Annotated in this window: 9 protein-coding genes and 1 riboswitch; of the genes, 3 read left to right on the forward strand and 6 right to left on the reverse strand. The window is 73.7% G+C overall.

Annotated features, from left to right (window positions below):
- Positions 1 to 33 precede the first annotated feature (33 nt).
- The gene (locus ABZ914_RS33540; protein WP_500198179.1) at positions 34 to 1,026 is read right to left on the reverse strand and encodes an RNA polymerase sigma factor; all 993 of its coding nucleotides are present in this window, start codon (positions 1,024 to 1,026) and stop codon (positions 34 to 36) included.
- Positions 1,027 to 1,292: 266 nt separating this feature from the next.
- Complete coding sequence (locus tag ABZ914_RS33545) at positions 1,293 to 3,605, reverse strand: substrate-binding domain-containing protein (protein WP_500198180.1); 2,313 nt, start codon at positions 3,603 to 3,605, stop codon at positions 1,293 to 1,295.
- Between the two features lie 340 nt (positions 3,606 to 3,945).
- Here ABZ914_RS33545 and ABZ914_RS33550 point away from each other — a divergent pair, with 340 nt between their 5' ends.
- Both ABZ914_RS33550 and ABZ914_RS33555 read left to right on the forward strand, forming a co-directional pair.
- Positions 3,946 to 4,761 carry a TrmH family RNA methyltransferase gene (locus ABZ914_RS33550; protein WP_500198182.1) on the forward strand — a complete coding sequence of 272 codons (816 nt, stop codon included), beginning with the start codon at positions 3,946 to 3,948 and terminating at the stop codon, positions 4,759 to 4,761.
- Between the two features lie 77 nt (positions 4,762 to 4,838).
- Positions 4,839 to 5,429: a hypothetical protein gene (locus ABZ914_RS33555; RefSeq protein WP_500198183.1), complete on the forward strand. Its 591-nt coding sequence runs from the start codon at positions 4,839 to 4,841 to the stop codon at positions 5,427 to 5,429.
- Between the two features lie 63 nt (positions 5,430 to 5,492).
- Here ABZ914_RS33555 and ABZ914_RS33560 read toward each other — a convergent pair whose 3' ends face one another.
- The 4 genes from ABZ914_RS33560 to ABZ914_RS33575 all read right to left on the reverse strand — a co-directional run bounded on the left by ABZ914_RS33560 (position 5,493) and on the right by ABZ914_RS33575 (position 12,458).
- Positions 5,493 to 6,383, reverse strand: a complete 891-nt coding sequence (locus tag ABZ914_RS33560) for a hypothetical protein (protein ID WP_500198185.1) — start codon at positions 6,381 to 6,383, stop codon at positions 5,493 to 5,495.
- 273 nt (positions 6,384 to 6,656) lie between these two features.
- Positions 6,657 to 7,025 carry a UCP033725 family protein gene (locus ABZ914_RS33565; protein ID WP_190866548.1) on the reverse strand — a complete coding sequence of 123 codons (369 nt, stop codon included), beginning with the start codon at positions 7,023 to 7,025 and terminating at the stop codon, positions 6,657 to 6,659.
- Entirely contained in the window at positions 7,022 to 10,981 is a 3,960-nt protein-coding gene (locus ABZ914_RS33570; protein ID WP_500198186.1) for an SseB family protein, read from the reverse strand. The genes ABZ914_RS33565 and ABZ914_RS33570 overlap by 4 nt, the downstream gene beginning before the upstream one ends.
- 178 nt (positions 10,982 to 11,159) lie before the next feature.
- Positions 11,160 to 12,458: an aminotransferase class V-fold PLP-dependent enzyme gene (locus tag ABZ914_RS33575; protein WP_500198187.1), complete on the reverse strand. Its 1,299-nt coding sequence runs from the start codon at positions 12,456 to 12,458 to the stop codon at positions 11,160 to 11,162.
- 44 nt (positions 12,459 to 12,502) lie between these two features.
- Positions 12,503 to 12,619, reverse strand: a riboswitch (SAM riboswitch).
- A 49-nt stretch (positions 12,620 to 12,668) separates the two neighbouring features.
- On the opposite strand from ABZ914_RS33575, the gene ABZ914_RS33580 reads away from it, so the two are divergent.
- Positions 12,669 to 13,049 carry a DUF8711 family protein gene (locus tag ABZ914_RS33580; protein WP_500198189.1) on the forward strand — a complete coding sequence of 127 codons (381 nt, stop codon included), beginning with the start codon at positions 12,669 to 12,671 and terminating at the stop codon, positions 13,047 to 13,049.
- Positions 13,050 to 13,147 lie beyond the last annotated feature (98 nt).

The raw sequence follows: 13,147 nt of genomic DNA on the forward strand, positions 1-13,147 counted from the left end.
TACGGTGATAATATTTTTATAGGAGATTAGGAATTAAATGATAGAAAATTTTATAAATGGTTTATATGAGTTCCACTTTTTACAAAATTCTTTAGTTACTGCGGTAGTGATAGACAGGGCGCGCGGCGCGCCGCGGCGCCGCTGCTCCGCGTGCGCCTCCCCGGGGTGCTCGGGCCAGCCCCACGCGTCGAACGGCCCGGCGCGGTGCGCGATGGCCGCCATGTCGGCGGCGAGCGCCGCGTCCGTCGCGGTCGCCATGACGTGCCCGCGCAGGTCGGTCGGCATCATCGCGACCGGCAGGACGTTCAGCAGCCGCGCCGCCGACACGTTCCGCTCGCGCCGCTCGGAGCAGACCGGGCACCCCTGGATGTGGTGGACGAGCCGGCGGACGGCGGGCGGCGGCAGCGGCCAGTCGCCGTCGGGGGCGAGGTCGGCGACCGCGGGGCAGTCGTCGCGCCCGGAGTGCGCGATGTGCGCGGCGGCGAGCGCGTCGTCGAGGCGGGCCAGGGCGGTGCCGGTCAGGTCGGTGGCCTCCTGCGCGTCCAGGCCGAGGACGGCGCCGATGTCCGCCGCGTCCAGGCCGTGCCGCAGCATGAGGTCGAGGGCCTCCCGCTCGCGGCCGCGCAGCCCCGCCAGCGCGCCGTGCACCAGCCGCCGCGCCTCCAGCCGCCGGGTGAGCTCCTCGCCGTCCAGGAAGCCGTCCCCGACCTCGGGCGCCTCGTGGCGTTCGGTGGGGCGGTCGGGGTCGCGCAGCCGCCGCATGCACTCGTTGCGGGCGAGCGCGTACAGCCAGCCGCGGAACCTTTCGGGCTCGCGCAGCACCGGCACCTGCGCGTACGCGGCGACGAGGGCGTCGTGGAGGGCGCTCGCCGCGGGCTCCTGGTCGCGCAGCAGCGCGTGGCAGTAGTCGTACAGGCGGGCCGCGTAGCGATCCATGACCTGGATGAGGGCGCCGGGATCGCCGGCCGCCAGCTCCCGCGCGAGACGTTCGTCGTCCGCGCGGTCGAGGGTGGGCCAACCGGACACAGGGTCCTCCCGCGGGATCAGGGTGCTGCCTCTGGGGCGGTCCTCGTCCGCGGCGTCGCGGACGGACTCAGGGAAGTCAGGGGAGCGGTTCGCTCTCCCGGCCCGCGCTCCGGGCGGCTCCCCGTCGCGGGCCGGGGAGGAGAAGAGGTCGGAGGCCCGACGGCCCCGCTCCCCGTCGGGCCTCCACATGAAATGACGATCGACCCCCGCGCCCGGTTGACGCCGAATCCAAGAAAATCACGGAACTACCGGGCGCGGTCGGAGCGCTACGACGTGATGCGCCGCGACAGCATCTTCAGGAAGATCTTGGAGATCTCCTGCGGCGTCATCGCGACCTGGACGTTCCCGTTGGTCGCCGCGGCGATCTTCTCCAGCTCGCCGCGGTCGACGCCCTTGCCGAAGCCGATCATGTTGACCTGGATCGGCTTGTTCGGGTCCTTCAGCCGCCTCAGCTCCGCCAGGGTCTGGTCGAGCGTCGGCCCGTCCGGGTCGTCGTTCTGGCCGTCGGTGAGCAGCAGGATCGAGTTGCCGAACTCCGGCTTGTAGGTCTTGTTCATCAGCTTGTAGGCGTCCAGCATCGTCCGGTAGAGCCCGGTGTCGCCGGTCGGCTTCGGCTTCATCTGGTTGAGCCAGGACAGCACCAGCCCGCGCCGCGTGGTGGACCCGATGCGGTCGCCGAGCGCGCCGATCGGCACCGTCTGCTTGTACGGCGTCTTGCCGTTCATGTTCGTGGAGAACAGCCACTGGCCGAGCTCGGTGTCGTTCGACATCATCGCCAGGCCGCCCTGCGACACCTGCGCGATCGCCTGCAGCCGGTTGGTGTGCGGGGCGACCTGCTCGGCCATCGAGCCGGACACGTCGATCAGCGTGAGCATCCGCAGCCCGAGCGTCAGCTTCGACCACGCCTGCATGACCTGCGCGACGTCGCCGCTCTTCGGCGACGGGAGCTGCCGCGGGCGCGCGGGGCTGACCCCGGTCGCCGCGCCGAAGCCGGTGGGCGCCTTGCCGTCGGACGTCCGGAACCCGAGTTGCCGCAGGTCGTTGCGGGTCGCGTCGGTGGTCATCGCCTTCTCGAGCAGCTGCGCGGCCTTCTGCTCATCGCCGCCCTGCGCGGTGACGGTGTACGGGTAGTCCATCGACAGCGTGCCCTCGGTCGGGTACAGCGCCACCGCGGGCTGGGCCGGCTTGGTCTGGTTGTAGCTCCACAGCGCCTGCTCCGACGACAGGGAGATCGGCTGCTTGCCGGTGCGGTCCTTGCTGAAGTGGGCGAACTCCTCCGTGGTTGACGGAACGAGGTTCTCCCGGACGGTCCTGACGATGCCGGTGAAGATGGAGTCCCTGTTGGGGTCGTTCGCCAGCAGCATGCTGGTGATCATCAACGACCCCATGCCGGCGGCGTTCTTGGTCGGGTCCGGGACCACCATCCGGACCGAGCCGGCCGGGATCATCTGGTTCTTGGTCACCGCGCCGCCCGCGACACCGCCCGCGGCCTTCAGCAGGTTGTCCCAGGACGGGCTGGCCGTGACGCCCTGCTTCTTCAGCTGGACGGCCAGCGACTTCGGCAGGCCCACCACGATCGGGCTGCTCGCGAGCGAGGTCTTCGCCGACTCCAGGTTCTTGTCGCCGCCCTCGCCGCGGGCGAGCGCCGTCCACAGCGAGGAGTCGGGGATCCACACGTCCGGCCGCTCGTTCGCCGAGTTCGCGACGCCCTGCCCGGACAGCAGCGTCGCCACCGACGCCGGGTCGGCCTTCTTCACGTCGGCCCGTACGCACTTGCCGCCGACCTTGTGCTTGGCGTCGTTGAACCGGCCCGCCGCCTTCACGACCACCGGCTGGATGTCGGGCGCCGCCGCGACCGACAGGCTCAGCGCGTCGTCGCCGGAGCAGCCGCCGCCGCTCTCGGCGAACGCGTACACGCCGACGCCGAGCAGCAGCGCCAGGCCCACCGCACCGGCCATCGGCCCGATCAGCGCGGCCTTGCTCCGCTTCCGCTTGCGCTTGCCGTACTCGTAGCCGCCGGTGCCGCCGCCATAGCCGCCGGACCCGCCGCCGCCGCCCGATCCGCCGCCGTAGCCGCCGGAGCCGCCCGACCCCGCGGACCCGCCGCCGAAGAACCCGGCCGGGGTCTCGTCCGAGCTGCGGATCGCGTCGTACTCGCTGTAGCCCGTCCCGGCCAGCGGGGACGAGGACCGGCCGGGCGGCGGCTCCTGCGGCGGGGGCGCCGCCATCGGGTCCTGCCGTTCGGCGCCGTACCCGCCGGACCGCCCGAGCCCGTACCCGCCGGCGTCGGACGCGCCGGTGAAGCCGCCGGCGCCGTAGACCGGCTCCTCGGCCGAGCGGCGCGGCGTGAACCATTCGGGCGTCTCGCCCGGGCCTGACGCCTGCGGCGGGGCGGGGGGCGGGGCCGCGGGCGCGCCCGGCGGCCCGGCCTGCGGCTCCTGGGTCAGCGGGCGGCTCTGGGAGTCCCTGGTGCCGAACCAGTCGGAGGACCCGTCGTTCGCGGGTCCGAACACGGGCGTGGACGGGTCGTGACCGCCCCCGTCCCCCTCAGGGAAGTCATTGCGATGACGTCCGCTCATGGCTGCCCTCGATTCACCAGAAACCCGCCGATGTTCCACGGCACTGTAGTAGTACGAACTAGAGGTTACAAAGAACTCAAAATCGATGATGACGCAGGTCATCAGCGTATGTCCGGACGATCCTGGCATTGCCTCCCCACCGTCACGCCCCGCGTTCGGGGCGGCACGGGGCGGCGCCGGGGCCGCGATCATGGGTGGACCGGGCCCGCGCGGACGCCGGGACCGAGCGTGATCCTGCCGCAAACCGGAAGCGTCGCGCGCGGCCGGAACCGGCCGGAACCGGCCGCCCCGCCCCCTTGCCGCGGACCGGGCACCGCGCTCCCTCCGGCACAATCGAGGCATGGCCAGCTTCGTCACCGTCACCTCCCCGGACGACCCGCGGCTGGCCGACTACACCCGGCTCCGGGACGTCAACCTGCGCAAAAGCCTCGAGGCCGAGCACGGACTCTTCCTCGCCGAAGGGGAGAAGGTGATCCGCCGCGCGATCGCCGCCGGCCACCCCGTCCGCTCCCTGCTGATGGCGGGCCGCTGGACCGGCCCCCTCGCGGACGTCCTTGACAGCGTCGACGCACCGGTCTACGTGGCCGACGACGCCACCCTCGAAGGCGTCACCGGCTTCCCCGTCCACCGCGGCGCCCTCGCCTCCCTCGAACGCCTCCCGCTCCCGCCTCTCGGCGCCGTCGTGAAGGACGCCCGCCGCATCCTCGTCCTCGAGGACCTCGTCGACCACGCGAACGTCGGCTCGATCTTCAGGTGCGCCGCCGCCCTCGGCATCGACGCGATCGTCCTGTCGCCCCGCTGCGCCGACCCGCTCTACCGGCGCGCGGTGAAGGTGTCCATGGGCGCGGTCTTCGCGATCCCCTACGCCCGGATGGGCAACTGGCACGACGACCTGGGCGAACTGCGCGCCGCCGGCTTCACGCTCCTGGCCCTGACCCCCGACCAGGCCGCCACCCCGCTGGACAAGGCCCCGCTGGGCGACCGCGCGGCCCTGCTCCTCGGGTCCGAAGGCGACGGCCTGACGTCCCACTGGCTCGACGAGGCCGACGAGCGCGTCTGCATCCCGATGAGCCCCGGCGCCCTCACCGCCGGCGTCGACTCCCTCAACGTCACCGCGGCCGCCGCCATCGCCTGCCACGCCCTCGGCCGCGCATGACGTGACCTGCGGTCCTGCCGCGGAGCCGGCCGCTCCTGATATCGTCCTTCGCCGCGCCGCCACAAGGAGCTGCTTCTGTGGGACGAAAGACCGAGCGATCCCGCCGGGCGAGGAAGCGCCGCGACCTCGCTCTGCGCTTGGAACGTCCGCCTCGCTGGGCCACCGCGACCCTGCTGATCTCGTCTTTCCTTCTGGCCATCGAGTTCCTGCTCGCGCCGTTGTCGTTCGTCCGCAACGGCGGCAAGACCCTGACCGTGGACACCGCCACGGTGACGTCCTGCCACCGGGACGCCATCACCGGCTGGGCGCAGTACGGATGTGCGCTCGAAAAGGACGGAGCTCCGTACGAGCCCTCGTTCGTCCACCGGCCCCGGCTCAAGACGTGGCGGCCGGTGCACGGCAAGGTCACGTTCGAGATCCGCGAAGAGCACGGGAAGGCCGGAACGTCCTACGAAATAGTCAAGAAAGGGACGTCGCGGCCCTCGTTCATATGGGCCGTCCTGTGCGCGCTCGTCTACTTCGGGGCGGGCGGCGCCATCTTCCTGCTGCTGCTGAAACTGCTGAAGGGATGTGCCGGCCTGCTGCGCCGCTCAGCGGACCGCGTGGCAGGTCAGGGCGCCGCCGAAACAGGCGAGGCCAATGCCGCCAAAACACGGAAGAGCGGTTGAAAACGGCACGCTAAAGCCGGCGGTGCGCGCCATGACAATGGCTCGCCCGGATGGCTGCGTCGCTCACTTGCCGAACATGCCGCGGCGGGTCCGGCGGTGCATGCCCTTCGCGCGGCGCATGGCGGCCGCGGCGGCGCCGGCGGGAGCGCGCCGCTTGCCGAGCCGCAGCTGCGTGAGCAGCACCGCGATCGCCACCATCAGCGCCGCCAGCCACGCGACCTGCGTGCTCGCGACCCGCTCGAAGGTGAGGTCCTGCGCGACGGGGGCCTTGTTCCCGCGCAGCCGGCTCTCCGGCGTCACCGACACGGTGTTCGGCGCGATCGACGGGCTCGGCGCCGCGATCGGCGGCAACGCCACCTGCGGGTTCTTCGCCTGGAACGACGAGTTCGGCTCCGGCGGCACGTAACCGCCACCGGACGTCGTCCCGCTGCCCCCGGTCGTCCCGCTCGTGCCGCCCGACGATCCGCCGCCGCTGCCGCCGCCGGACGAGGAGCCGTGCCCGCCGCCGGACGCCGACGCCGACGGCGTCGCGCTCTTGGACGGCGAAGGCGACTTGGACGGCGACTTCGTCGGCTTCGACGTGGTCGGCGGCGCCGACGTCTTCAGCGGGCGGTAGGTGACCGCCGTGGCGTCGCTGCCGGTCAGGTCCTTGCCGTCGGCGGTCCCCGCGACGGTGACGGTGACGGTGACGATCATCGACTTGGGCAGGCTCTTGGGGACGAAGACGGAGGTCGTGACCGTCTTCGGGTCGGTGCCCACGGTGTGGAAGTTGCAAAGCTCGACCGTCGCCGGCGGCCGGCAGCCTTCGGTGAGCGTCGCCTTCGCGGCCTTGTTCGACGTGCTCAGGGTCACGGAGACCACATGGACGGCCTCGGCGGTGCCCGTGGTGGTGGACGCCCGCGTCGTGACGAGGGCGTTCGTCCCCGCGTTCGCCGGGCTCTCGACCGACGCCACCACCGTGAGCTTCGGCGCCGGACTGGGTGATGCGGAGGCCGAGTCGGGAGGAGCCGGCGACGTGGTGTCATCGGCGGAGGCGGACGCGCCTCCGGCGGCGAGGACGGCCGCCGCCCCGAGCCCAACAAAGATCGGTTTCACCGCCGGTCGGCAGTACACCGCCCCAGCACCTCCGTCGCATCGCCTTTGAGCGCCTGTGCCCGCTGTACCCGGGAGATCGTCCCAGGACTCATGCGAACACGGATGAACGGGCCAAAGCAACCCCGGGGACGTTCACATGACTTCCTCTCGGACGTCCTCTATCTCCGTGGCGGGCGCCCACGCCTGCCAAACGCCCTGGTCAATGCGTTCGAGGCCGAGCGACTCGGCCACCGGGGCGCGGCCGCCGACATATTCGACGCGCAGCCACGTCTCGTGCTCGCCGACGATGACGAACCGCTCCCCGCGCCACCGGCACGTCGTCCGGACGTACCGGAGCTCCTCGACCTCCGACGCCGGCACGATCCGCCGGAACCGGCCGGGGCGCAGCTCCTCGAACCCGTCCGTCGGCCCCGGCGTGTAGAGCCGGACCTCGCCGTCGGCGCCCGGCGCCGCCTCGAAGTCGCGGCCGAGCCAGCGCGCCACGTAGCCGTCCCTGATCACTGCGCCGCTCCCGCCCGGCCGTCGCGCCCGTCGGAACCGGTGGACGCGTCGGGCCGCAGCCACGCGAGCCGGTCGGGGTCGTACATCGCGACGAACCTCTCCGAACGATCCATGCCCAGGTAGTACATCTCGGCGCCGTACGGGAGCCGGACGCTGTCCACCTTGTACTCGCGGATGGAGCCCGCGCTGCCGGGCGCGAACCCGCCGCCGACGAACGGGGGCCGCTCGATCACCCAGCCCGCGTCGCCCCAGGAGGCCATCTCCTCCGCGTCGCGCCCGCCGAACGGGATCCGGTACAGGTCGGGGCAGTACGCGGGCCACCGGATGACGTACACGCCCTCGTCCGCGGGCGAGAACGGCGTGTCCTCGTAGAGGAGCCCCAGCGCCTCGTACAGCTGGACGGGCGTCTGGAGTTCCGCGACGTCCCCCGTCGGGTGGACGAACCCGCCGACGCGGTCGTAGCCCTGCTCCAGGTACCAGCCGACGTGCCCGTGCGGGACGACCTTCTGCATGATCGTCGGCTGGGACACGCGGTCGTCGAGGTCCTCGGTCCGCGCCGGGGCCGCCGTGACGACGTCCTGCACGGTCATGTCCGCGGCGGGTTCCCGCGGCGCGGGCGGTGCGGCCGGGCGCGCCTGGACGAGGCCGACGCGCAGGGCCCACTCGCTCAGCGCCCGCACCTGGTCGCCGCGCAGGGACGCACCGATCCGCGTGCCCGGGTTGAGCAGCAGCGCCCAGTCGTCGCGCGGCCACGCGCCGATCAGCTCACGGAAGTCGGCGTAGACGAACCGGGACTCCGGCAGGACCTCCCGCAGCCGGACGAGGGAGGTGAACACCCGGACGGCGGTGCCGTCGCGCAGCGCCGCGTCCCACCGGAACTCGCGCTGCACCGGCGTCACTTCGAGCGGGGCGTCCGCCGGGATGGGCACGAGGACGTTCGCGTTCAGCAGGACGCGGAGGAACGCGTCGGAGTCGCCGCCGAGCGCAGCCTCGTAAAGCTCCTGGTCGATGCGGTTGCCGGGCTCGAACTCGGCCTCGGGGGCGCCGACCGGCCGCAGCCGCCGCTCCGGCGCCTGCGGGTCGCCCGGCGGTTCCGTCGCGGCGGGCGGCTCCGGGGCGGGCGAGTCGCTCGCCGGACCCAGGCCGACGATCGCGTGGCCGCCGGTCACGGTGGACGCGTTGGCACCGGGCGCTTCGGGCGCGTTACCGCCCGCCGCGTCCCGCACTGACGGCTCGGGCTCTGCCGGTGCTTCCGTGGCGGGGAGGTGCTGCGGGCCGGTGTCTCCGGGCAGGGCCGTGTTGTACGCGCCGTAGGACGGCCCTGCGGCCGGCGGCTGCGGCCCGTAAGCGGGCGCCTCTTCTCTCCCACCGGGCGGAACCGGCGGCGCCGCCGGTTCACCGGCGCCCGGAACGCCGACCTGCGGTTGCGGGCCCGTGGCGTTGAAGCCGGCCTGCTCCGCCGGTTGCGGCGGCACGACCGTGGGGTGCCCGCCGGAGGTGGTGGACGGTGCCGTCGGCTCGTGGTCCGGTGCGCTGACCTGGGGCTGGGGACCGGTCTGGTGCGGGCCGTCTCCCGGCGCGTTGAAGCCGGGCTGTTCGGTCGGCGATGTGGGGCCGGTGGTCGGGTATCCGCCGGAGGTGGTGGAGGGTGCTGTGGGCTCGGGTGCGCTGACCTGCGGTTGTGGCCCGGTGTGGCGCGGGTCGTCTGCCGGCGCGGGTGCGAGGTCCGGTGCGTTGAAGCTGGGCTGTTCGGTCGGCGGCGTCGGGCCGACGGTCGGGTATCCACCGGAGGTGGCCGAGGGCACCGGGGGCTCGTGGTTCGGCGCGCTGACCTGGGGTTGCGGGCCGGTGTGGCGCGGGTCGTCTCCCGGTGCGGGTGCGGGGTCCGGCGCGTTGAAGCCCGGCGATTCCGTCGGCGGTGTGGGGCCGGTGGTGGGGTATCCGCCGGAGGTGGTGGAGGGCACCGGGGACTCGTGCTTCGGTGCGCTGACCTGCGGTTGCGGGCCCGTGTCGTGGCGCGGGTCGGCTCCCGGGGCGGGCTCTGGAGCGCCGAAGGCGGGCTGCTCCGTCGGCAGGGGCGGGACGGCGGTCGGGTGACCGCCGGTCGTGACCGAAGGTGCCGCCGGGGCCTGGTCCGGCGGCCCGGGGACGGCGGGGTCGGCGGCGGGAAAGGCGGGCTGCTCGGGCTCGGCAGGCGCGCTCGGGGCGGCGTGGCTACCGGACGGCTGGGCCGCCTCGGCGGTCGGGATCGCCGCCGCGCCGGGGTCGGACGGGACGTAGCCGGGCCGCTGCTGCGGGCCGGTGCCGGTGCCCGTGGAAGCCGGTTCGTTCGGCGCGCCGTCGGGCACCGGGGACGTGTCCGTGGACGGGACGGCCGGTGCGACGGGAACGGCGGGGTTCTCCGGCGGAGGAGGAGTCGCGGCCGACGGCGGGGTGGCGGCCTTCTCGGGCGCGGTGCGCGGCGGCCCGCTGAGCGCGCGGACCTGCTCGCCGGGCATCGTGGCGTCGATCGGGGTGCCGGGGTTGAGGACGAGCGTCCACTCGGGGTCGGGCCAGGCGGACACGACGTCCAGCAGGCTCGGCATCACGAAGCGGGACGAGCCGATCGCCTCGTTCATCCACTTGAGGGACGTGAACAGCTGCACGGACGTGCGGCCGTGGACGGTGACGGGCCGCCACGGGAACGCCGGGTCGTCGGGCGCGATGCCCCACGGGGTGTCGGGGTCGGCGGGGACGAGGACCTGCGCGCCGAGGAGCACCTTGAAGAAGGTGTCGGTGTCGCGGCGGCGGGCGGCGTCGAAGAGGCGCTGCTCGATGTCGTTCTGCGGCTCGAACCGGTCGGTCATCCGGGCGGCGGCGCGCTGGTCGGCCCAGGTGGCGAGGCCGGGGAGCTGGGCGGCCATGACGGTGCCGCCGGCGGGGGAGCCGGAGTTGATGGCGAGGAGCCAGCCGTGGTCGGGCCAGTAGCGCAGCGCGACGGTGAACGGCAGCTTGATGTACTCGGTGCCGGTCCCGGCGGCGTGGGCGGCCTCGATGAGGCGCTCGGGGGAGGTGAAGACGGGGACGACGGTGTTGCCGTCGACCTCGCGGGTCCGCCACGGGAAGCCGGGGCGGCCGGGGCGGAGCGTGTAGTCGGTGTCGTCCGGGACGGGCAGCAGGATCTCGGTGTCCGCCATCGTCTGCAGGAACAGGTCGTGGTCGTTGTTCGCGGCGGCGCGCAGCAGCTCGCGTTCGACGTCATTGGCGGGGTGGAACTCGGGCCGGGACGGTTCGCGGGGCGCCTCGCGGGGCAGTTCGCGGTGCTGGCCCTGCAGCTCCTCCCACGGCGACTCGTCCGACGGCGGCGATGACGGGGCCGGTGGCGACGGGGCCGGCGGCGCTGCGGCCTGAGCCGGAGCGGGTGGCGCCGCGGGCTCGGGAGCGGGTTCGGGAGCCGGTTCCGGTGCGGGCTCCGCCACGGGGGCGGGCGGCTCCGGCGCCGGCGGTGCCGCCGGGGCGGGCGTGGATGCGGGTGCGGGTGCCGGGGCGGCGGCGGACGCGAGGTCGGGGCGGCCGACCTGCGGCGGGCGGCCGTCGCCGTCGGCGACCTGCCGGACGAACCAGGCGGGCATCCGCGCCTCGATCGGCAGCGGGACGCCGCCCGGGTGGCCGGGCGCGTCGACGGCCAGCCACCAGCGGGCGTCGGGCCAGGTCTCGGCGAGGTCGCCGAAGCGCAGCGTCATGAAGTGCCGCCAGGACGGGCCGAGGCAGGCGCGCATCGCGGCGGCGGAGGTGTAGGCGAGGACGTGGACGCGGCCGTCCTCCTCGCGGGTCGGCCAGGCGGGCCCCGACCGCCCGGCGAGCACCCCGTCGACGGCGTCGTCCGGGACGGGCACCACGAGCTCGCTGCCCGCGAGGATGCGGAAGTAGCCCTCCTGGTCTCCGGCCCGTACGCTCTCCTCCAGTCGGCGTTCCAAGTCCGACGTGGGTCGCCACGCGTCGGCCACCGCCGCCACCCCCTGTTTCGTCCGTGCTCATCCCCGACCCGCCGGGTCCCGGTGGGAGATCCGGCGGGAAGTAGCGCGACTGCCTACGCTACAGGGGCGAACAGGACCAAAGGCCATAAACGTCTGTGCTCGCCGGTGAGTCCGCAGGTCAGCGCGGTGCCAGTCGCGCCAGCGCGGTGCACAGCCGGTCGATGTGCTCCTCGGTGGTCCCGATCCCGATGCTCGCGCGGACGGCCGCCCCCTCGCCGCCGCAGCCGGCGGAGTCGTCCCCGCCCAGCAGGTGCCGGACGAGCGGATGCGCGCAGAACTTGCCGTCCCGCACGCCGATGCCGTGCTCACCGGACAGCGTAAGCGCCACGTCGCGCGCGTTCCAGCCGGTCACGGTGAAAGACACGATTCCCACGCGCGGCGACCGGTCGCCCCACAGGGTGAGCTCGCGGACGTGGGGGAGCGCGGCGAGCCCGGCGCGCAGCCGGGCGAGGAGCCGCTCCTCGCGGGCGGCGAGCGCGTCCCAGCCGGCGGCGGTGAGGGCCTCGCAGGCCGCGGCGAGCGCGATGACGCCGAGGACGTTCGGGGTGCCGGCCTCGTGCCGCTGCTCCGCCGCCGGCGCCCACCGGACCGTGTCGGCGACGGACGCGCTGGCGCCGCCGCCCTTGAGGTACGGGTCGGCGGCGCGCAGCCAGTCGGCGCGCCCGGCGAGCACGCCCGCGCCGAACGGCGCGTACAGCTTGTGGCCGGAGAACGCGACGTAGTCCAGGCCGAGCGCGGTCATGTCGAGCGGGCGGTGCGGGACGAGCTGCGCGGCGTCCACCGCGATGCGGGCGCCGTGCCGGCGGGCGACCTGCGCCAGCTCGCGGATCGGCCACAGCTCGCCGGTGACGTTGGACGCGGCGGTGACGACGAGCAGCCGCGCGCCGACCGGGGTCGCGGCGAGCGCGCGGTCGGCGGCGCCGATCGCCTCGGCGGGCGTGGCGGGGACGGGAAGCCGCACGGGCCGCTTCCATGGCAGCAGCGACGCGTGGTGCTCGGAGTCGAACACGACGACGCTCGTCCCGGACGGGACGGCGTGCGCGAGCAGGTTCATCGCGTCGGTGGTGTTGCGGGTGAACACGACGGCGGCGCGGCGCCACGCGCCGAGGAACTCGCGGACGGTCTCGCGCGCGCTCTCGTACGCCTCCGTCGTGACCTGCGAGGCGTAGCCGGCGCCGCGGTGCACGCTGCTGTAGTAGGGCAGCGCACGGGTGACGGCCTCGTGCACCGCCTCCAGACAAGGCGCGCTGGCGGCGTAGTCGAGGTTGGCGTAGGGGACGTGGCGGCCGTCGTTCAGCGGGACGGGCGCGTCCGCGCCGACGACGCGCGGGAAGGCGCGAACTTCCCGTGCGGTGCCCGACGTCTCAGCAGGCGTGAGCGGGGCGAGGGACGGTGCGGAGGTGAGCGTGGCGGGCATGCCGGTTCCTTCCGGGGTCAGGGACCCCGGGGACGTGCCTGCGGGATCCGCGCTTGCCGGAACGCGGTGCCGCGTCCGGCCAGGTCCTCACCCGGGGCACCCCATCGCGGACGAAGGGTTGCCGGCCAGCGAGCCGGGGCTTGGCGCTGGCGCTCATGACCTAGTGCGGAAGTATATGCGGAGCCTGTGGAAGATCAAGGGGAGGGTGCGATGCGGTACCGGGTGGTTCGGGCGCTTGCCGGGGGCGTGGTGATGCTCGGCGTGTCCGGCCTGCTGGGCGCGTGCGGGGCGCTGGGGGGCAACTCCGGCCAGGTCTGCACCGACACCAAGAAGGCGTTCCAGCAGTACATCACCCAGGTCAGGAGCGTGCCGGCGGCGGAGCCGGCGCAGTGGGGCCAGGCGACGCAGCGGCTCGCGACCCGCCTCGACGCGCTGGCGAAGGAGGCCGACGACGGGGCGCTGAAGAAGGCGCTGCAGGCCGAGTCGCAGCGGCTGCGCGCGGCGGCCACGACCGTCGGCACCGGGGACGCCTCGCAGCTCAGCGCCGTGATGAACGACACACCGGCCCGTATCGGAAAGGCGTGCGCCTAGCGGCACGGGCAGGACGCGAAGGGAGCCTACGTGGCGCACTACTACGGCCCCGACTACCTTCCTCACATCCAGCCCGACCTGCTGACCGGCCCCGACCG

Origin of the sequence: Spirillospora sp. NPDC046719 (assembly GCF_040645715.1) — a bacterium.
GTDB lineage: Bacteria > Actinomycetota > Actinomycetes > Streptosporangiales > Streptosporangiaceae > Spirillospora.